18 protein-coding genes are annotated in these 18,734 nt (G+C 61.3%); 11 read left to right on the forward strand and 7 right to left on the reverse strand.

The features are described from left to right. Positions 1-125: 125 nt before the first annotated feature. Both KO538_RS18920 and uraH read left to right on the forward strand, forming a co-directional pair. The gene (locus KO538_RS18920) at positions 126-620 is read left to right on the forward strand and encodes a heme-binding protein (protein WP_219329312.1); all 495 of its coding nucleotides are present in this window, start codon (positions 126-128) and stop codon (positions 618-620) included. 16 nt (positions 621-636) lie between these two features. Then, a complete protein-coding gene (gene uraH, locus KO538_RS18925) occupies positions 637-1,047 on the forward strand; it encodes a hydroxyisourate hydrolase (RefSeq protein WP_219329313.1) in 411 nt (136 codons plus the stop codon). Positions 1,048-1,054: 7 nt separating this feature from the next. Here the strand turns inward: uraH and KO538_RS18930 are convergent, their stop codons facing one another. Next, entirely contained in the window at positions 1,055-1,753 is a 699-nt protein-coding gene (locus KO538_RS18930) for a glutathione binding-like protein (protein ID WP_219329314.1), read from the reverse strand. Positions 1,754-1,931: 178 nt separating this feature from the next. On the opposite strand from KO538_RS18930, the gene KO538_RS18935 reads away from it, so the two are divergent. Next, positions 1,932-2,357, forward strand: coding sequence for a hypothetical protein (locus KO538_RS18935; RefSeq protein WP_034754379.1), 426 nt, complete (start codon positions 1,932-1,934; stop codon positions 2,355-2,357). A 4-nt stretch (positions 2,358-2,361) separates the two neighbouring features. Here KO538_RS18935 and KO538_RS18940 read toward each other — a convergent pair whose 3' ends face one another. Then, the gene (locus tag KO538_RS18940) at positions 2,362-4,008 is read right to left on the reverse strand and encodes a methyl-accepting chemotaxis protein (RefSeq protein WP_070302955.1); all 1,647 of its coding nucleotides are present in this window, start codon (positions 4,006-4,008) and stop codon (positions 2,362-2,364) included. A 313-nt stretch (positions 4,009-4,321) separates the two neighbouring features. On the opposite strand from KO538_RS18940, the gene KO538_RS18945 reads away from it, so the two are divergent. Further along, positions 4,322-4,687, forward strand: a complete 366-nt coding sequence (locus KO538_RS18945; RefSeq protein WP_034754382.1) for a hypothetical protein — start codon at positions 4,322-4,324, stop codon at positions 4,685-4,687. A gap of 60 nt (positions 4,688-4,747) precedes the next feature. Here KO538_RS18945 and KO538_RS18950 read toward each other — a convergent pair whose 3' ends face one another. Further along, complete coding sequence (locus KO538_RS18950) at positions 4,748-5,149, reverse strand: hypothetical protein (protein ID WP_034754384.1); 402 nt, start codon at positions 5,147-5,149, stop codon at positions 4,748-4,750. Between the two features lie 236 nt (positions 5,150-5,385). On the opposite strand from KO538_RS18950, the gene KO538_RS18955 reads away from it, so the two are divergent. Continuing rightward, positions 5,386-6,162, forward strand: coding sequence for a helix-turn-helix transcriptional regulator (locus KO538_RS18955; RefSeq protein ID WP_139143367.1), 777 nt, complete (start codon positions 5,386-5,388; stop codon positions 6,160-6,162). Positions 6,163-6,208: 46 nt separating this feature from the next. Here KO538_RS18955 and folE read toward each other — a convergent pair whose 3' ends face one another. Together folE and nudC are read right to left on the reverse strand one after the other, a co-directional pair. Beyond that, positions 6,209-6,775 carry a GTP cyclohydrolase I FolE gene (folE, locus tag KO538_RS18960; protein WP_034754386.1) on the reverse strand — a complete coding sequence of 189 codons (567 nt, stop codon included), beginning with the start codon at positions 6,773-6,775 and terminating at the stop codon, positions 6,209-6,211. Positions 6,776-6,851: 76 nt separating this feature from the next. Continuing rightward, complete coding sequence (gene nudC / locus KO538_RS18965; protein WP_219329371.1) at positions 6,852-7,685, reverse strand: NAD(+) diphosphatase; 834 nt, start codon at positions 7,683-7,685, stop codon at positions 6,852-6,854. A gap of 294 nt (positions 7,686-7,979) precedes the next feature. Here nudC and KO538_RS18970 point away from each other — a divergent pair, with 294 nt between their 5' ends. The 6 genes from KO538_RS18970 to KO538_RS18995 all read left to right on the forward strand — a co-directional run bounded on the left by KO538_RS18970 (position 7,980) and on the right by KO538_RS18995 (position 17,320). Next, entirely contained in the window at positions 7,980-10,313 is a 2,334-nt protein-coding gene (locus KO538_RS18970; RefSeq protein WP_070302962.1) for a catecholate siderophore receptor Fiu, read from the forward strand. A gap of 383 nt (positions 10,314-10,696) precedes the next feature. Then, positions 10,697-12,010, forward strand: a complete 1,314-nt coding sequence (locus tag KO538_RS18975; RefSeq protein ID WP_034754392.1) for a dicarboxylate/amino acid:cation symporter — start codon at positions 10,697-10,699, stop codon at positions 12,008-12,010. Between the two features lie 108 nt (positions 12,011-12,118). After that, positions 12,119-13,111 carry a porin gene (locus KO538_RS18980; protein ID WP_051991521.1) on the forward strand — a complete coding sequence of 331 codons (993 nt, stop codon included), beginning with the start codon at positions 12,119-12,121 and terminating at the stop codon, positions 13,109-13,111. Between the two features lie 235 nt (positions 13,112-13,346). Then, positions 13,347-15,257: an ATP-binding protein gene (locus KO538_RS18985; RefSeq protein WP_034754394.1), complete on the forward strand. Its 1,911-nt coding sequence runs from the start codon at positions 13,347-13,349 to the stop codon at positions 15,255-15,257. Further along, positions 15,250-16,593 (forward strand): sigma-54 dependent transcriptional regulator, encoded by a 1,344-nt coding sequence (locus KO538_RS18990; protein ID WP_070302966.1) that lies wholly within the window; start codon positions 15,250-15,252, stop codon positions 16,591-16,593. Before KO538_RS18985 ends, KO538_RS18990 begins: the two co-directional genes overlap by 8 nt. A gap of 88 nt (positions 16,594-16,681) precedes the next feature. Further along, positions 16,682-17,320 carry a hypothetical protein gene (locus tag KO538_RS18995; RefSeq protein ID WP_219329315.1) on the forward strand — a complete coding sequence of 213 codons (639 nt, stop codon included), beginning with the start codon at positions 16,682-16,684 and terminating at the stop codon, positions 17,318-17,320. A gap of 5 nt (positions 17,321-17,325) precedes the next feature. Here the strand turns inward: KO538_RS18995 and KO538_RS19000 are convergent, their stop codons facing one another. Then, positions 17,326-18,069, reverse strand: a complete 744-nt coding sequence (locus tag KO538_RS19000; protein ID WP_219329316.1) for a metallophosphoesterase — start codon at positions 18,067-18,069, stop codon at positions 17,326-17,328. Then, positions 18,066-18,641: a GNAT family N-acetyltransferase gene (locus KO538_RS19005; RefSeq protein WP_374106862.1), complete on the reverse strand. Its 576-nt coding sequence runs from the start codon at positions 18,639-18,641 to the stop codon at positions 18,066-18,068. The genes KO538_RS19000 and KO538_RS19005 overlap by 4 nt, the downstream gene beginning before the upstream one ends. Positions 18,642-18,734: the final 93 nt, after the last annotated feature.

Raw genomic sequence — 18,734 nt, forward strand, 5'->3', positions numbered from 1 at the left:
TGGGAAGTTGAACCATTCTACGCCGCGCGCGGACCGCTGCGGATGATAAAAATGTCATGCGGCGATCATCTTCTCGTAGGGCAACACTGGCCATACTGGCGTCACTTTACTCAACGGACAGCCACATGAAAACCCTGTTACTCGGCAGTACCCTGCTGTGCCTGCTGGCCAGCCCAGCCCACGCTCACTTGCGCAAGGTCGATGACCTCTCGCTGGCGGCGGCCAACAAGCTGGCCGATGCTGCCATGGCCGCATGCCAGGCGCAAGGACGGCACATCGTCGTCACCGTGCTCGATCGTGGCGGCAATATTGTCGCTGTGCAGCGCGCCGACGGCGTCGGGCCGCACAACACGGATGCGAGCCGGCGCAAGGCCTACACGGCCCTGTCCACCAAGAATGATACCCAGGCGCTGACCGTGGCCGCGCGCGGCAATCCCGACATGGCCAATCTGACCACCGTGCCGGAACTGTTGCTGCTGGGCGGCGGCCTGCCCTTGCGAAGCAAGGGCGAAGTAGTCGGCGCCATCGGAGTGGCCGGTGGCGGTGGCGCGCAGCAAGACCGGGCCTGCGCCCATGCCGCCCTGGCCGCCATCCCTGAACTCGATTCCCCTACCCTTTAAACTGAAAGATACGACGATGAGCACACTGAAACAAATCACCGCCGCCCTGGCCTTCGCCAGCCTGTCCAGCATGGCCCTGGCCGCCGCCAATCCCTTGAGCGTGCACATTCTCGACTTGCAGAGCGGACAGCCGACGGCGGGCGTAACTGTCACCCTGGAGCAAAAGAACGGTGAAGGCTGGCAACAACTGGGCAGTGCCGTGACGAATGCGCAGGGACGCATCGCGGCCATGTATCCGGTGGATGCGCCCATGCAGGCGGGCGATTACCGCATCGTGTTCAAGACAGGCGAGCACTATGCGCGCCTGAAACAGGAAACTTTTTTCCCGGAAATCCCCGTGCAATTTCACTTGGAAAAGACTGACCAGCACTATCACATTCCGCTGCTGCTCAGCCCTTTCGGCTTTTCCACGTACCGGGGCAATTAACCGTTGCTCAAGCCACCGTCTTCGCCGTCTGCCCGAACAGCACGCTTTTCGCATCGCCGCTGACGGTCGGCTGCACATTGATCTCCGTCGCCCGCGCATACGCACGCACGGTGGCGGGACGGGCGGCAATCGCCGCGAACCAGCGCGCCAGATGCGGGAAATCTTCCAGCTTCTGGCGCTGGCGTTCGTGCGGCACGATCCACGGGTAGATCGCCATGTCGGCGATGGAATAGCTGTCGCCGGCCACGAATGCACGGTCCGCCAGGCGCTTGTTCAGCACGCCGTATAGCCGGTTCGTTTCGTTGACGTAGCGCGTGATGGCGTAGTCGATCGGTTCGGGCGCATATTGCACGAAATGGTGATTCTGTCCCGCCATGGGGCCAAGGCCGCCCATTTGCCAGAACAGCCATTGCATGACTTCGGCACGTCCCCGCACATCCATCGGCAGGAATTGCCCGCTTTTCTCGGCCAGGTATTGCAAAATCGCGCCAGACTCGAACAGCGACAGCGGCGCGCCGCCATCTTCCGGCGCCTGGTCGACGATGGCGGGAATGCGGTTATTCGGCGCGATGGCGAGAAACTCGGGCTTGAACTGCTCGCCCTTGCCGATATGCACGGGAATGAGGTTGTAGGGGATGCCCGCTTCTTCCAGGAACATCGTCACTTTGTGCCCGTTGGGCGTGGTCCAGTAATACAGGTCGATCATCGTGGTCTTTCCAGGTAGATAAGTAGGGGCAGGCGAACTTGGCATAACTATTGTCGCGCCGCAACTGATATGCATGGATATAATGCCACGTAAGCGAAAAACAAGGCGGCGCAAGCACCCACTAGCGCCGTCACGCAGGCATCCCGACATTCCCGAGCACAAACAAAGAAAGCCGACCATGCGCAAACTCCTGATCGTCACGCTGTCCGTCCTGCTGTCAGGCTGTGTCCAGGACTTCGCCATCTACATGTTCGATGGGCAAGACCATTCCCTGACCGTGCGCCGCCAGCAACGTTATTTTTGGCAAGATACCGTGGAAGTGCAGCTGATGGCGACCAATCTGCCGCAATGCCAGCGCTTGCATACCCTGTCTACCGATGCGCCGGCCGACATCACCGTCGAGCTGTTCGCGGCCGGCGATGGCCTGTGGAATATCCGCATGGGCAAGCAGTTGTGGCAGGCGGAAACGAATACCTGCAATGAACTGACGGAAATGGAAAACGACCCGAAAGCCGACCTGGGCCAGCCGGTCGGGCAATTCGTGGTCGTCGATGACAAGCTGGAATTCGAACCGGCGCCGCCAGCGGCGGCACCAGCCCAGTAGAACCCTAGCGCGCCGCCAGGCTGCGCAGCGGCTTTTTCGCCGCGGCGCGCGGTGCGCCAGCCGAAGTGGCCGCCAGGCGCGGCGACGTGCCCGGCTCCTGCGCCGACAGTTTGAAGCGCGCCACCAGTTGCGCCAGCACGGCCGCCTGGTCCTGCATGCTCGACGCCGCTGCCGCCGCCTCTTCCACCAGTGCCGCATTTTGCTGCGTCACGCTATCCATCTCCGTGATCGCCTGGTTGACGTGGCCGATGCCCGTGCTTTGCTCGTGCGAGGCGGCCGTGATGTCGGCCATGATGTCGGTCACGCGCGAAACGCTGGCCACCACCTGATCCATGGTCGTGCCCGCCTGTGCGACGAGCGTGCTGCCGGCCGCGATGCTGTCGACGGAAGCGCCGATCAGCTCCTTGATTTCCTTCGCCGCACCGGCCGAGCGCTGCGCCAGATTACGCACTTCAGATGCCACGACGGCAAAGCCGCGACCCTGTTCGCCGGCGCGCGCCGCTTCCACGGCCGCGTTCAAGGCCAGGATATTCGTCTGGAAGGCGATGCCATCGATGACGCCGATGATGTCGACGATCTTGCGCGACGAAGCGTTGATGGTGTCCATGGTGCCGATCACTTGCGCCACCACGGCGCCGCCCTGGCGGGCCACGGCAGAAGCGGACTGCGCCAGTTCATTTGCCTGCACGGCGTTGCCCGCGTTTTGTGTCACGGTCGAGGTCAGCTCCTCCATCGAGGCCGCCGTTTCTTCCAGCGAGCTGGCCTGCATTTCCGTGCGCGCCGACAAGTCCATATTGCCGCTGGCGATCTCGCTCGACGCCGTGGCGATCGTCTCGGCGCTATGGCGGATTTCGCTGATCGCATCGACCAGGTTGGTTTGCATGGTTTTCATCGCGTACAGCACGCTGTGGCGATCGTTGGCATGCGTGCGCACGACGCCGCTCAAATCGTTATTCGCGATCTTTTCCGCCACGTCGGCCGCATACTCGGGATCGCCGCCCAGCGCATGGCGCAAGCTGCGATTGATCACCACGACGACGGCGGCCAGCAAGCCGCACACGAGCACCAGCACGCCCAGCGAGGTCAGCAGCGACTGGCGGAAGGCCGCGTCGATATCGTCCATGTACACGCCCACCACCAGGGTCCAGGCCCATGGCTTGTAGGCCGCCACGCGGCTCATCTTCGGTTCGGGGGTCTTCTGGCCGGGACGGGGGAAATAATAGTGGACGAAGCCCTTGCCCGTATCGCTCTTGCCGACGGCCACGATGTCGCGGTACAGATAGGTGCCGTTGGCATCCTTAAAATCCGACATGTTCTTGCCATCGGTTTGCGGTGCGGCAGGATTCATCACGACGACGGCGTCGAGGTTGATGATGGACAAATAACCGGTCTCGCCGAAACGCATGCTCTTGATAACGGCCGTGGCCTGCTTCTGCGCTTCTTCCTTCGTCAAGGCGCCGCTGGCGGCCAGGTCGCCGAACATCTTGACGGCGCCCAGGCCCAGGTCGGCGGCATTGCTCAGGTCGGCGCTGCGCTCTTCGATGCGGATCTTGCGCACTTCCAGGGCGTTATAGACAAAAATAACGGTGATGCACAACAGGCTGCAAATCAGGGGAATCCATAACTTCTGCTGGAACGTCAATTTCTTCATGCTGTGTCTCCAACTATCTATTTGCGGCGGTGGGGCGTGGCCCGCTTCCTGCTCGACAGGCCAGGAATGCGGCGGCGACGATGCTCTGGCGGCACCGTTCAGACGACACCAGCATACGCTCGAAATACCGGTATTTACAATGCCGGGAGGCAATGATTTTTGCTTGGTGTTGTTAATGCGTTGCGACAATTGATGAGAATTGATGCTGCATTGCAGTAAAAAAGCATGCAGATAGGGGGTGGCAAGGCAGGCGGGGGTGGCGTGCCTGTGTCAAAATGCACGCCGGATATAAGATGAATCACGAAAGCACAGCATGACCAAGAATGAAGCCATGAAACGCATCAACGACCGCCTGGGCAAACCCACCTTGACGGACAAGAACACGCATTTTGCCAGCGTCGCCAGCTATGGCACGGACGAAGGCTGGTGGCTGAAGATCCCCTTCCTGACCTTCAAGCAGGAATTGCATTTCATCCTCAACAATGAGAAAACGAAAAGCTTCCAGCACCTGAAAATCGGCCCCAACCAGATCCTCAGCCCCGGCATGAAGTTTCGCAGCACGGGCGGCGCGGCCGACGCCTTCATGTCGGCCTCGGCGCCGAAACGCCTGGTCGACTTGCTCGACGGCGGCAGCAAGTACAATTTTACAAAACACTTTATCAACGACTATCGCTATTAGGAACACCTGACCAAACCTGCTGCGCGTCGGTTTTGTCAGGCGTTGTGTAGCCTTGTCAGATCATTTTTGGGGCGGCAGCCACGCGTGCAGCAAATGCTGGGCGATGTCGAGCGCGTCGTCGCGGCTGGTGCCGAAATGCAGGGGATAACCCCAGAACTTGCCGAACATCACGGCAAAGGCCTTGCCCGCCAGACGCTTGGCGGCGCTCGGTTCGACCAGCACCATGCCCTGGATATACGCGCGGATGGCCGCCTTGTTCTGCTTCATCCAGAGTGACGCCCGCTTGCGCTCTTCCTGCGGGTGTTCGTGCCCATCCTCGTCAAAGCCTTCCTCGCTGAGAATGACAAACGCCTGGCGGCGCGCCAGCAGCGCGTCAAACTGGGCAAACAGCATATCGGGCTGGGCAGGCGCTGCCTCGCGGCGCATCCAGACGAGGGGAAAAGTGGATAGATCAAGCTGCATGGTGATGACTCCTTCAAGGGGTTGCCGTTCCTCCTTACCTTCATCAGAACACTGGCGGCGGCGGTTGCCGTTGAAGCGGGGCTGCGGATCTCCATACAATACCGTTGGCGGTACCGCGCGTCATTGCATAAAATAGCCACAATATTATTCAATCCAGCCAGAATCCACCCATGTCCCATCCATTGCAGCCCAACATGCTCACCACCGAGCTGGGCCTTGACGCCAGCGCCTCCCTCATGGATTTCGACGTCGATGGCGTGTTGCGCCCGCTGCTGGCCGTGGGCCTGGCCAGCGTGCCCGAGGAGGCCGAGCAGGCACCGCACCAGCACCGCAAGGGGCAGTTGCTGTATGCCACGCGCGGCGTGATTCATTGCGAGGTGGACAGCGGCGTGTGGATCGTGCCGCCCCAGTGCGCCGTGTGGATACCGGGCGGCCTGATGCATTCCGCGCAGGGCGTGGGCGAGGCCCAATGTTATTGCCTGTTTGTCGAACCGGCCATGGCGCCGGCCTTGCCCACCGTCTGCTGTACCGTGGCCGTCTCGCCCCTGCTGCGCGAACTGATCGCCAAGGCGGCCGGTTTTCCTACCCTGGCCGCGCTGCATGGCGCGCAGGAACGCCTGGTGTTCACCCTGCTCGACGAACTGGCGGCCGCGCCCGTGGAAGACTTGCATCTGCCGATGCCGCGCGATGCGCGTTTGCGCCGCCTGGCCGCCCTGCTGCTGGCGCAGCCCGCCGATAAAAGCACCCTGGCCGAGTGGGCCGGCCGCATCGGCATGAGCGAGCGCAGCATGACCCGGCAGTCACTGGAGGAATTGGGCATGAGCGTGGGCCGCTGGCGCCGGCAATTGCACGTCATCCTGGCCTTGCGACGGCTGGCGCAAGGCCACAGCGTAAAAGCGGTGGCGCTGGAACTCGGTTATGAAAATACCAGCGGTTTCGTCACCATGTTCCGCAAGGCGGCGGGCAAGCCGCCAGCGCGCTACCTGGCGGAACGGGAATCGGGAAGAGCATAAAAAAAGGCGGCATCTGCCGCCTTCGTCACGCATCATCGCCGAACAATCAGCTTTCGCGCGCCAGTGCCAGAAATTCCGTACGCAGCGCCAGGTTCGGCTGCATCTCGCCCAGCATGGCCGAGGTGATGGTTTCTTCGCCCGGCGTACGGATGCCGCGGCTTTCCATGCACAGATGGCGGCAGCGTACGACCACGCCCACCGATTTCGGTTCCAGCACTTCCATCAGGGCATTGGCGATCTGCATCGTCATGCGTTCCTGCACTTGCAGGCGCTTGGAGAAACAATCGACGAGGCGCGTCAGTTTCGACAGGCCGACGATCTTGCCGTTTGGCACGTAACCGATGGTGGCCTTGCCGAAGAACGGCGCCAGATGGTGTTCGCAATGGCTGTAGACGGGAATCCCGCGCACGACGATGAGCTCGTTGTACTGTTCCGCGCCATCTTCAAACGCTTTCAGCAAGTCCACCGGATCCTGGCCATAGCCGGACGTCCAGTGCTTCCACGCCTTGGCCACGCGTGCCGGCGTTTCCAGCAAGCCAGGACGCTGCGGATCTTCACCAAAGCTGCTGATCAGCCGGCGCCAGTCGTTTTCGGAGAATTCTTCTTGAGACATGCTACACCACCCTAAAATTTTCAATTGCCGCCAGTATATAGAAAATGCGGCAGGCTGCCCGAGCAGCCCCGGCTTTCTATGCCGTTGACGGACGGTGGGCGCCCACCAGCAACGCGGAAATCGACACGCTCGAACTCGCCTCCGGCCACGCATCGCCGGGGCCGAACCAGCGCGCCTCGGCGATCTCGTTCTCGTCGAGGCGGATCTCGCCGTCGAGGTAATCGGCCGTAAACGCGATCATCAGCGAATGGGGAAACGGCCAGGACTGGCTCATGAAGTACTGCAGATTGTGCACGCGCAAGCCCACCTCTTCCATTACTTCGCGGTGCACGGCTTCCTCGATCGATTCACCCGCTTCCAGGAAACCGGCCAGCGGGCTGAAACGCTGCGATGGCGAGTGCTTGTGCATGGCCAGCAACACCTGTTCGCCCTTGCGGATGAGCACCATCATGGCCGGCGAAATGCGCGGATACGCGAGCATGCCGCAGGCGGCGCAGGTGAAACAGCGTTCGCCGCGCGTGCGCTGCATGGGCGTGGCGCACACGCCGCAATGGCGGTGCGTGCGCGCCCACTCGGCCAGTTGCACGGCGCGGCTGGCCAAGCCCAGGAAAGCATCGTCGACGGCATTGAACAGCGAGCGCATGCCGTGCCAGGCCAGGCCGGCACCCGGCGGCAACTCTTCGTCGGCCCAGACCGTCTGGCAATAGCGGCCCTGCCACCAGCCCACGGGCTGTGCGCGGCTCAGATCGATATCGTACGCGGCTACCTCGGCGGCCGTGGGCAAGGTCAGCTCTGGCGTACGCAACAACAAACGCCCGCGGTGAAAGACAAACGTCAGCGTATCCGTGGCGGCCGGGGCCGGTTCGGGCGCATCGATCAGGGGGACAAAGGCATCGGGAGTCTGCAGCATTCTGAAAGGAAATTTGTAAAGGTTGCTCATCATACTCCCGCCGGCGGACGCTTGCGCGCATAGCAGCGGCCGGGCCGCAAAGCAAGCATTCATCAGCCATGACAGTGTTTTTTTTGCGGCACGCCCAATCCGTTGCGTAAATGATACTGATAACGATTCTCATTTACGAAATAGCGCCCAGTTATTACAATACGGCCTATTCCGTCTCCATCGCCAGCCACTTGCCCGCGTGCCCAAGCACTGCGGCGCAGAGCCAGCCAGGAACCACTACCCTGACCTTTTCGAAAGAGCAAGATGGCAATCAAGAGCCGCAAACACGCCCCCACCCGTTTCAACCAGCACATCGGCGCCGCCCTGGCCGTGATGCTGCTGCCCGTTGCCGCCCAGGCGGCCGACCCGGCCGGCCAAAGCGCGCCCGCATCGCAGCAAACCCTGAACGAAATCAAGGTCGTGGGCTCCAAGGAAAATGATTTCAAGGCAGAAAAAGCCTCGTCGCCGAAATACACGGAAGAGCTGGTCAATACGCCGCAAACCATCGTCGTGATCAAGAAGGAATTGATCGAGCAGCAAGGTGCGCTGACCCTGACGGACGCGCTGCGCAACACGCCAGGCGTGGGTACTTTTTTCCTCGGTGAAAACGGCAACACGAACACGGGCGACGCCGTCTACATGCGCGGTTTCGATTCGTCGGGCAGCATCTATGTCGATGGCGTGCGCGACGTGGGCTCCATCTCGCGCGACGTCTTCAACATCGAACAGATCGACGTATTGAAGGGCCCGGCGGGCACGGACAGCGGCCGCGGTTCGCCGACCGGCTCGATCAACCTGGTCAGCAAGACGGCGACCATGGAAAACAAATTCAATTCGCTGCTGACAGTGGGCAGCGGCAAGCAGAAACGCGCCACGGCCGACTGGAACCGCGTTCTCGACAGCGATACCGGCACGGCATTGCGCCTGAACCTGATGACGCAGGACAGCGGCGATCCGGCGCGCGACGAAGTCAAGAACAAGCGCTGGGCCTTCGCGCCCACCGTCACCTTCGGCATCGGCAAACCGACGCGCATCACGGCCAGCTACCTGCATGTGGATCAGGACAACGTACCCGACGGCGGCGTGCCGACCATCGGCTTGCCTGGCTACTCGACGCCGGACACCATCACGAAGACAAACCCGGTCATCCGCACTTTCCTGAACGGCGCGGCCAAGGTCGATCCGAAGAATTTCTACGGCTCCACTGCGGACTACAACAAGGTCAAGGCCGATATGGGCACCTTGCGCATCGACCATGATTTCTCGCCAACCTTGCAAATCCAGAACACCACGCGCTATGGCAAGACCCAGCAGGACTACCTGCTGACGGCCTTCATGGGCAGCACCGTCAACCTGAAGACACCGGTCGCCACCGATCCGTCGACCTGGACCATGGCGCGCTCGTTGCGCACCGTGAAAGACCAGGAAAACACGATCCTGACCAACCAGACCGTGGTCAGCGCACAATTCGACACTGGCGTGCTGAAGCACTCCGTGGTGGCCGGCGCCGAGTTCACCAGCGAAAAACAGACCAACTACAGCTATGTGCCCGCCAGCCTGGGCACTTTGCAGGATGCCAATCTGTACAACCCGAACCCGCGTGACACCGTCACCGGCCATAACCCCGTACGCAGCGGCGCCTTCACCGAAGGCGAAGTCAATACGCAAAGCCTGTACGTGTTCGACACCATCAAGTTCGGCGACAAGTGGCTGTTCAACGGCGGCGTGCGTTTCGACCATTTCAACACCACGTATGATGCCGTCGCTCTGCAAGGGGCCGTGACTGCGCCCGCAGTACAGCCCTTGCCCGTCGGCACGCCGATTCCGACGCATCTGACCCTGAGCGACACCTTGGCCAACGGCAAGATCTCGGCCATGTACAAGCCAACGCCGGACAGCAGCGTGTACGCCTTGCTGGCCACGTCGAAAGCGCCGCCGGGCGTCAACTTCGCCTTGAGCGCGGGCGCCAACAGCGCGCAAAATCCAAAATATGACCCGCAGGAAACCATTACCAAGGAAATCGGTACCAAGTGGGACTTCCTGAAACAAAAACTGTCGTTCTCGGCCGCCGTCTACCAGACCACCGTCAAGAATGAAGTGGAACAAGATCCTGTGATCCCGACCATTTATTACCAGACCGGCAAGAAACGCGTGGAAGGCCTGGAACTGGGCGTGGTGGGCGAGATCATGCCGAACTGGCTGGTCAGCGCCGGCTACACGCGCATGAATACCAAGGTCGAGTCGGGCAAGGTCGTCACGGCCAGCGGCGTCAACAACCTCAGCTACACGCCAAAACAGGCGTTCACCAGCTGGACCTCGTACACCCTGCCATTCGGCCTGAAGATCGGCGGCGGCGCGCGTTACGTGGGTGAAATGCTGCGCGGCACCGATGGCGCCGTCGGCACGCCGGCACGCGTGGATGCCTACTGGGTCTTCGATGCCATGGCAAGCTACACCGTCAACAAGAACCTCGACCTGCAGTTGAATGCCTACAATCTGGCCGACAAGACCTATGTGGCGGCCATCAACAAGTCCGGCTTCCGCTACACGCCAGGCCAGCCCCGTTCGTTCAGTCTGATGGCCAATATCAAGTTCTAACATCAATAGAACACGCATTACGTAACATCGGCCCCTCTTCGGAGGGGCTTTTTTATTGTCCTGATAATCTTGCCTTTTTGACGCACTGCCGCCCTGCCGCGACTAGCGTATGAAAAGTCATACAGCGATGGCCCGCCGCGTCCAATATTTCGCGCAAGCACGCGAAGTTGCAACATCCTAACAACAAAAAAGCTTCCTTAAATCAACAACTTAAGAAGTTATGCGCCAAATCCCAATTTCAGGCATATCCTTTGCTATGTACAGGTTTTGCTGCAAATAATCGCTAGCACGCAAGGGCTTGTTTTTGAGAAATATTGACTCCAAGCTTGAGTTGCTCGCTATCAATAATCCGCTCACAGCGGCGTTTCACCGGAGGAGTCAAAATGAAAAAGAAACGGCCATTAACCCTGTACATCCTGATTGCCATGGTCCTCGGCATTATTGTCGGCTATGGATGCAACACCGCTTTCCCTGATGCCAAGCTCAGCGCTCAGATCGCTGGCAATATTTCCATCGTCACCGACGTCTTCCTGCGCCTGATCAAGATGATCATTGCGCTGCTGGTGTTCTCGACCCTGACGGTCGGTATCGCCCACATGGGCGACGGCAAGACGGCCGGCCGCATCGGCCTGAAAGCCATGTGCTGGTTCGTCGTTGCCTCGCTGGTTTCGCTGGCGCTGGGCATGGTGCTGTCGAACCTGATGCAGCTGGGTACCAATCTGGGCTTGCCATTACCGGACGTACACGCTTCGACGAATTTGAAAACGGCCGCCTTCACCTTGAAAGACTTCTTCACGCACCTGGTGCCGAAGTCGCCGATCGAGGCCATGGCCAACAATGAAATCCTGCAAGTGCTGGTGTTCTCGATCTTCTTCGGCGGCGCACTGGCCGGCCTGGGCGAATCGGGCAAGACCCTGACGGCCGTCGTCGATCAGCTGGCGCAAGTCATGCTGCGCATCACCGGCACCATCATGAACCTGGCCCCACTGGCCGTGTTCGCCGCGATGGCTTCCGTCATCACCACGCACGGCCTGGGCGTGCTGGTCACGTTTGCCAAGTTCATGGGTGGCTTCTACCTGGGCCTGATGTGCCTGTGGGCACTGCTGATCGGCGCCGGCTTCGTCGTCATCGGCCCGCGCGTCTTCAAACTGGTCGGCCTGATCCGCGAACCGTTCCTGCTGGCATTCTCGACGGCCAGCTCGGAAGCGGCCTATCCAAAACTGCTGACGGCGCTCGACCAGTTCGGCGTGGACCGCAAGATTTCCAGCTTCGTGCTGCCGATGGGCTACTCCTTCAACCTCGATGGCTCGATGATGTACTGCACCTTTGCCGTGCTGTTCATCGCGCAAGCCTACGGTATCGACCTGTCGATCGGCACGCAGATCACCATGCTGCTGCTGCTGATGCTGACCTCGAAAGGCATGGCCGGCGTACCGCGCGCCTCGCTGGTGGTGATTGCCGCTACCCTGAACCAGTTCAATATTCCGGAAGCGGGCTTGCTGCTGCTGATGGGCGTCGACCAATTCCTCGACATGGGCCGTTCGGCCACCAACGCGGTCGGCAATGCCGTCGCCACGGCTGTCGTCGCCAAGTGGGAAGGTGGCCTGGCCACCGAGGAAGAAGCAGCCGCGGCCAACGCGGCCAGCCAGAACACGGAAAGCCATTGGGGCGAAGCGGATCACGCTAGCAAAGCCTGATAGCGCCATGGCCCGCCACAAGCGGGCCATTTATTTGTTGTCGATGTTGAGTAACAAGCAGTCAGGTAGTGCGATCAGTAGTCATTCCAACTTATTAGAGAGATTTTCATGAAAAAAGTCCTGTTTACCCTGCTGACCCTCGGCGCAGCCTCCACCGGCGCCATGGCCCAATCGAGCGTGACCATGTATGGCGTGGCTGACGCCGGCCTGGTGTTCGACAAGGATGCGTCCGGAGACCGCCTGAACCGCGTCGCTTCCGGCGTCGCTTCGGGCTCGCGCATCGGCTTCAAAGGCAAGGAAGACCTCGGTGGTGGCCTGGCCGCTACCTTCGTGCTGGAAAGCGGTTTCAATATCGACACCGGTACCTCGGGCCAGGGCGGCCGGCTGTTCGGCCGCCAGGCGTATGTGGGCCTGACCGGCAGCGCCGGCGCCCTCACCCTGGGCCGCCAATATACGCCGTACTACCTGGCCCTGCGCGACGTGGCCGATCCGTTTGTCATCGGCCTGGCCGGCACGGCATCGAACATTATGGCGACGAATTATCGCATCGACAACATGGTGCAATACAGCACGCCGACCTGGAGCAAGCTGTCGGCCGACCTGGCGTATGGCTTTGGCGAAGTGGCCGGCGACAATGCGAAAAACCGCAGCATGGGCGGCGCCGTGCATTACATCGACGGTCCGCTGAACGTGACCCTGACGCACCACCGCCAGGAAAATGCGCTGGCGACCCAGCAAACGCGCAACACCCTGCTGGCCACGCGCTACGACTTTGGCGTGGTGCAAGGTAACTTCGGCTACGCCGACAACCGTGCCCTCGACGACAGCAAGAGCAACGACATCCTCGTCGGCTTCAGCGCCCCGTTCGGCGCCACCAAGCTGGTCGCGTCGTACATCCGCCACAACGACAAGAGCAATGCCAACCGTGACGCCCAGCAGTGGGCCATCGGCGCCTTCTATGCACTGTCCAAGCGCAGCGACCTGTACACCGGTTACGGCCACATCAGCAACAAGAACGGCGCTACCTACAAGGTTGGCAATGCCACGGACGATGGCACCGGCAACAGCGGTTTCAACCTCGGCATGCGCCACACGTTCTAAGGACGTCGGCCAAAATCTACTGCGCGGCGCGCTTTGCGGCCGGCGATGCTCACCGTACTAAAGTACGGTTGCGCTTCTCGGCCACAAATCACTGCCGCTCGCTACGATTTTGTCGGACGTTGAGATGTCCGTAAAATAGAAGTGTGGGCCGCCGGATGCATATCCGGCGGCTTTTTCTTTTTACGCAATATTTAAATGCGATACTGTGGGTTCTTGCAAGTTGGCAGCTGATTTTATGAATAGCAGTACTACCAAACCCTCCCTTTCCTGGCGCCAGCGCCTGTCGCAACGGTCGGGCCGCGAAACGCTGGCCTGGGGCGTGGTGCTGGCCGCCTGCCTGGCCACCGTCTGGCTCGTGTATTTCTGGACCGAACGCATCGCCATCGGCAAGCTGCAGGCCAGTGGCGCGCAGCGCCTGGAGGTGTATGTCAGCAGCCTCGAAAATGCGCTGGAGAAATACGACTTCCTGCCCAAGACCCTGGAGCTGAACCGCGACGTGATCCGCCTGCTGCAGCATCCCGAAGACCCTGTGCTGGTCGATACGGTCAACCATTACCTCGAGCAGATGAATGCGCAGGCGAAATCGTCGACGATTTTCATCAGCAACCTCGACGGCAACACGCGGGCCGCCAGCAACTGGCAGCAGCCCGACAGCTTTATTGGCGACAATATCTCGTTCCGCCCCTACGCCCAGGATGCGCTGCGCGGCACGCCGGGCCGCTTCTATGGCGTCGGCACGACACGGCTGGAACCCGGTTACTTCTTTGCCCACGGCATCTACCAGAATGGCCACATGCTGGGTTTGGCAACGGTGAAGGTGAACCTGGAAACCTTGGAAAAACGCTGGGTGCAGGGCGCCGACAAGGTGATGCTGGCCGACGAGCACGGCGTGATCTTCCTCAGTTCCATGGCGGACTGGAAGTACAAGACCCTGGCGCCGCTGTCGCCCGCCATCGTCGAAGAACTCAACCGCACGCGCCAGTACTATTCGAAGCAGCTGGCCGCCATTCCTTTCGTTTCCGACCGCCAGCTGGGCAATGGCGCCCGCGTGATCAGCGTGCGCGAGCAGGAACACGCCGACACGCCGCCGAAGATCAGTTCGAGCGTGATGACGCAGATCAAGCTCAAGTCGCCGCAAGGCTGGACTTTCATTTATTTGTCCGACCTGGCGCAGGCCAAGGCCAGCGCGCGCGCGGCGGCCGCCTTCTCCTGCGTGCTGCTGGGCTTTTTCATGCTGCTGTTCTTTTACCTGCGTCAGCGCCGCGCGGCCGTGGCGCAAAAATTGCGCGCCCGCGAAGATCTGCAGCATGCCTATGACAACCTGGAAGCCATGGTCGAGGAACGCACGTCGGAACTCAATGCCATGACGCAAAGCTTGAGCCAGGAAATCGAGGTGCGCAGCAAGGCCGAGCAAAAGCTGCACATCACGCAAAACGAACTGTTTCAGGCCGGCAAGATGGCCGTGCTGGGGCAAATGTCGGCCAGCATCACGCATGAACTGAACCAGCCGCTGACGGCGCTGCGCACCATGTCCGACAATGCCGTCATCCTGCTCGAGCGGGGACGGCTCGACGACGCGCGGCGCAACCTGGCGAAGATATCGCAAATTGCGGCCAGGATGGGGACCATTACGGGCCAATTGAAGATTTTTGCGCGCAAGTCGACGACCAGCCTGACCTCCGTGTCGATCCCCACGGCCATCAGCAATGCCCTGTTCCTCGTCGAACGCCGGCTGCAGGTGGAAAATGTGCGTTTTACCTTGCAACTGCCGCCCGAAGACATCTTCGCCATGTGCGAAAGCAACCGCCTGGAACAGGTGCTGGTGAATCTGTACGCGAATGCGCTCGACGCCATGAATGGCAGCGACGTGCGCAGCCTGCGCGTGTCCGTCGAATGCACGCCCGAACACGTACTGATCCATGTAGCCGACACGGGCCCGGGCCTGTCGACGGAAGTGTATGAGCACCTGTTCGAACCGTTCTTCACGACAAAACCGCAAGGCTTGGGACTGGGCCTGGGACTGGCCATTTCCGAACAGATCACGCGCCAGTTCGGCGGCGTGCTGCGCGCCGAAAACGCCCCCGGCGGCGGCGCCATCTTCACCATCGAACTACAGATAGCAACGCAGGAGGAAAAACATGTTTGACGGCTTGAAGGTCTTGCTGGTCGAAGACGACCCCACCGTACGCGAAGGCAGCGAGCAGGCATTGCAACTGGCCGGCCTGGACGTGCTGGCCTTCCACTCGGCCGAGCTGGCCTATAAACTGCTCACGCCCGATTTCCCCGGCATCGTCGTCAGCGACGTGCGCCTGCCCGGCATGAGCGGCCTGGAATTGCTGCAAGCGGTCAAGACGCTCGATGCCAACCTGCCCGTGATCCTCGTCACGGGCCATGGCGACATCACCATGGCCGTGCACGCCATGCGCACGGGCGCCTACGATTTCATCGAAAAACCATATTCGTCCGACCAGCTGGTCGACGTCATCCTGCGCGCGCTGGAAACCCGGCGCCTGACCCTGGAAGTGCACAGTCTGCGCCGCCAGCTCGAGGACGGCGGCGGCATTGAAGCGCGGCTATTGGGCAATTCCGTGGCGATGCGCGACATACGGCGTTTGATACTCGACGTAGCCGACGAACCGGCCGATGTGCTGATCTATGGCGACACGGGCACGGGCAAGGAAATGGTGGCCCGCTGCCTGCACGACTTCAGCCACCGCCGCAAGCACAACTTTGTCGCCGTCAACTGCGGTGCTATTCCCGAAAGCATTTTTGAGAGCGAAGTCTTCGGCCACGAACCGGGCGCGTTTACGGGCGCGGCGAAGCGGCAGGTGGGCAAGATCGAGCACGCGGACCAGGGCACTTTTTTCCTCGACGAAATCGAATCGCTGCCCCTGTCGCTGCAAGTGAAATTGCTGCGCGTGCTGCAGGAACGCTATATCGAGCGGCTCGGCTCGAACGTGCCCACGCCCGTCGACGTGCGCGTCATCGCAGCGGCCAAGCTGGACCTGGAAGACTTGTCGCAGCAGCAGAAATTCCGCAGCGACCTGTACTACCGCTTGAACCTGATCGTGCTGCACCTGCCGCCGCTGCGCGAACGGCGCGAGGATATTCCCATCCTGTTCGAACACTTCGTGCTGGCCGCCGCCGCCCGCTACAACCGCGCCGCGCCCGTCGTTTCCAGCGCGCAGATGCGCAACCTGATGGCCCATTCCTGGCCCGGCAATGTACGCGAACTGCGTAATATCGCCGACCGCTTCGTGCTGGGCATCGCCGGTGGCGCATCGAGTCTGCTGGCGAGCGGCCAGGCCAGCCCCTTGTCGCTGGCGGAACAGGTGAACGGCTTCGAACGCGCGCTGATCGAGCAGGAACTACGCGCATATGCGGGCAACGTCAGCGAAGTGAGTGCGGTGCTCGGCTTGCCGAAACAGACCTTGTACCACAAGATGCAGAAGTACAACCTCGTGGCGGAAGAGTTCCGCTAGGGAGCGGCGCGGGGAAACTTATCAAAAAGAGCAGCAATATATTGCCGCATGGTATATATTGTATCTTTTTGATAATTTAAAATTCACAATGAAAAACCCTGCCGTCCTGTTTTCCCTGTTACTCAGTGCCTCCGGTTTTGCCCAGGATGCCGTCACCACCGACGCCCCCGCAGCTGCAGCCGCCGAAGCGGCCAGCGCCCCAGCCGCACCGGCAACATCGGCCATCAGCCGCCTGCGCCTGTTCGGCCAGAACGGCGCCACGGCTTTCCTGTACCGCGACAGCAGATGCATCCGCGGCATGTTCAGCGATGGCGTGGAAAAGGCCAGCGGCGGCATGAGTTCCGCCTTCGGTTCCTTGATCGGCACTGTCAGCAATACCAGCCTGGGCATCGCGGAAACGGAAACATCGCAAAACCTGGCGCGCAAGGACGGCTTTTTCTCGAAAGCCTATTTCCGCGAATATGAAGTTCCCGCCGACAAGCCCAGCAGCCTGCGCCTGGGCTTCCAGGACGTGTCCTCGTTTTACGTGGCCAACGGCTTGCGCTATGACAGCGTATCACCCAGCTGCCATGGCGACATCTCCTTCACGCCGCGCGCCGGCGAAGATTACGAAGCGGCGTTCTCGTGGGAAGGCAAGCGCTGTAGCATCAGCATCAACCAGGTGATCGCCAAGGACGGCAAGACGGAACTGGTGCCCGTGCCCGTCACGCGCGCCCCAAGCTGCTAAAGCGCTCAGGCGGCGCCGACGAATCCTGTGCGCAAGGGCGTGGCCCAGTCGGGCCGGCCGTTGGCCAGCGTCATCCGGGCCGCCTTTTCCCAGTCATATTCCACGGCATATAACTGCGCCGTCCAGCGGCCATCGGTTCCCTGTTCGGCAATCGCATAGCGCGCGTGCGGCGTGCCGTTTTCCATCACGTGCGGATAACCATGGTCGTCGTCATAGGCTTGCAAACCGACGCTGCCCGGGTTGACGATCAGCCGCCCGTCGGCCAGGCGTACCTGGCGCGGCATGTGCGTGTGGCCGCACAGGATCAGCGCGGCGTCCGTCTCGCCGGCCCGTTCGGCCACTTCCATCGGCGTGGCGGCGCGGCTGCCTTGCGGCGTGACGCTGTCGAGAAAATACACAAGGTCGCTGGCGGGCGTGCCATGCACGAGCAACACATCGTGCCGCAGGCGCAAGGTGGCGGGCAGCGCCGCAATCCAATCCAGTTGCTCCGGCAACAATTGCGCGCGCGCATAGGCGTCCGACACACCCATGCGGGCCGGATCGCCCAGCAGCTGGCGTTCGTGGTTGCCGAGGATGGTCGGCAAGCCGAGCCCCATCAGGCGTGCTGCCGTGGCGCGCGGCTGCAGATGGCCCGAGACGATATCGCCAAGGTTGACGGTCACGTCCACGCCACGCAGGGCGATGTCGGCCAGCACGGCGTCAAGCGCGTCGAGGTTGCCGTGGATATCGGATATGGCGGCGATTCTCATGTTTCCTCCTGTGCGCACCATTCTGCGCGCGTCAGACGATACAGGCAATGCGTGCGCAATGCGTGTCCTGGCGCCAGGGCCGGATGCTCGAACGTGTCCGCATCGCGGCGCATGCCCAGGCGCGCCATCAGCGTGCTCGAGCGCAAGTTGGGCAACGCCGTGAACGCGACGATTTCCGGCAATTGCAAGCGTTCAAAACCTGCCTGCAGGGCGGCCCGTGCCGCTTCCTGTGCATAACCTTGCCCCCAGTAATCGAACGCCAGGCGCCAGCCGATTTCCACGCACGGCGAACATGGCAGTTGCACAGCGGGAATATGCAAGCCCGTCATGCCGATGAATGCATCGTTTTCTCGCAAGGCCACGGCCCACAAGCCCCAGCCCCGCTCGGCGATCAGGCCGCTGCAGCGCTTCGCCATGGTGTCGCTGGCGTCGCGCGACAGGGCCGCGGGGAAATAGGCCATCACGCGGGGATCGGCATTCAGCGCCGCGAACGGTGCGAAGTCGCTGTCGCGCCATTGCCGCAGTACCAGCCGCGGCGTCACCAGTTCCATGATTTCCTGCATCGTTGACATCCCTTCATTACCAGTTTTTACAGTTGCTTGACCAGCGGTAGGACAAGTCCGACGGACAGTTGCGCCGTGCGGCTACGTGATCTAAATGTAACA

Source organism: Janthinobacterium sp. NKUCC08_JDC (genome assembly GCF_019345575.1).
GTDB lineage: Bacteria > Pseudomonadota > Gammaproteobacteria > Burkholderiales > Burkholderiaceae_D > Janthinobacterium > Janthinobacterium aestuarii.

What these genes read in the sequence shown, in the direction of transcription:
- KO538_RS18975 (WP_034754392.1), top strand. Translation starts at nt 10,697, where the DNA reads ATGAAAAAGAAACGGCCATTAACCCTGTACATCCTGATTGCCATGGTC.
- KO538_RS18990 (WP_070302966.1), top strand. Translation starts at nt 15,250, where the DNA reads ATGTTTGACGGCTTGAAGGTCTTGCTGGTCGAAGACGACCCCACCGTA.
- KO538_RS19000 (WP_219329316.1), bottom strand. Translation starts at nt 18,069, where the DNA reads ATGAGAATCGCCGCCATATCCGATATCCACGGCAACCTCGACGCGCTT.
- uraH (WP_219329313.1), top strand. Translation starts at nt 637, where the DNA reads ATGAGCACACTGAAACAAATCACCGCCGCCCTGGCCTTCGCCAGCCTG.
- KO538_RS18970 (WP_070302962.1), top strand. Translation starts at nt 7,980, where the DNA reads ATGGCAATCAAGAGCCGCAAACACGCCCCCACCCGTTTCAACCAGCAC.
- KO538_RS18985 (WP_034754394.1), top strand. Translation starts at nt 13,347, where the DNA reads ATGAATAGCAGTACTACCAAACCCTCCCTTTCCTGGCGCCAGCGCCTG.
- KO538_RS18945 (WP_034754382.1), top strand. Translation starts at nt 4,322, where the DNA reads ATGACCAAGAATGAAGCCATGAAACGCATCAACGACCGCCTGGGCAAA.
- KO538_RS18920 (WP_219329312.1), top strand. Translation starts at nt 126, where the DNA reads ATGAAAACCCTGTTACTCGGCAGTACCCTGCTGTGCCTGCTGGCCAGC.
- KO538_RS18935 (WP_034754379.1), top strand. Translation starts at nt 1,932, where the DNA reads ATGCGCAAACTCCTGATCGTCACGCTGTCCGTCCTGCTGTCAGGCTGT.
- KO538_RS18995 (WP_219329315.1), top strand. Translation starts at nt 16,682, where the DNA reads ATGAAAAACCCTGCCGTCCTGTTTTCCCTGTTACTCAGTGCCTCCGGT.
- KO538_RS18980 (WP_051991521.1), top strand. Translation starts at nt 12,119, where the DNA reads ATGAAAAAAGTCCTGTTTACCCTGCTGACCCTCGGCGCAGCCTCCACC.
- nudC (WP_219329371.1), bottom strand. Translation starts at nt 7,685, where the DNA reads ATGCTGCAGACTCCCGATGCCTTTGTCCCCCTGATCGATGCGCCCGAA.
- KO538_RS18955 (WP_139143367.1), top strand. Translation starts at nt 5,386, where the DNA reads ATGGATTTCGACGTCGATGGCGTGTTGCGCCCGCTGCTGGCCGTGGGC.
- KO538_RS18940 (WP_070302955.1), bottom strand. Translation starts at nt 4,008, where the DNA reads ATGAAGAAATTGACGTTCCAGCAGAAGTTATGGATTCCCCTGATTTGC.
- KO538_RS18950 (WP_034754384.1), bottom strand. Translation starts at nt 5,149, where the DNA reads ATGCAGCTTGATCTATCCACTTTTCCCCTCGTCTGGATGCGCCGCGAG.
- KO538_RS18930 (WP_219329314.1), bottom strand. Translation starts at nt 1,753, where the DNA reads ATGATCGACCTGTATTACTGGACCACGCCCAACGGGCACAAAGTGACG.
- KO538_RS19005 (WP_374106862.1), bottom strand. Translation starts at nt 18,641, where the DNA reads ATGTCAACGATGCAGGAAATCATGGAACTGGTGACGCCGCGGCTGGTA.
- folE (WP_034754386.1), bottom strand. Translation starts at nt 6,775, where the DNA reads ATGTCTCAAGAAGAATTCTCCGAAAACGACTGGCGCCGGCTGATCAGC.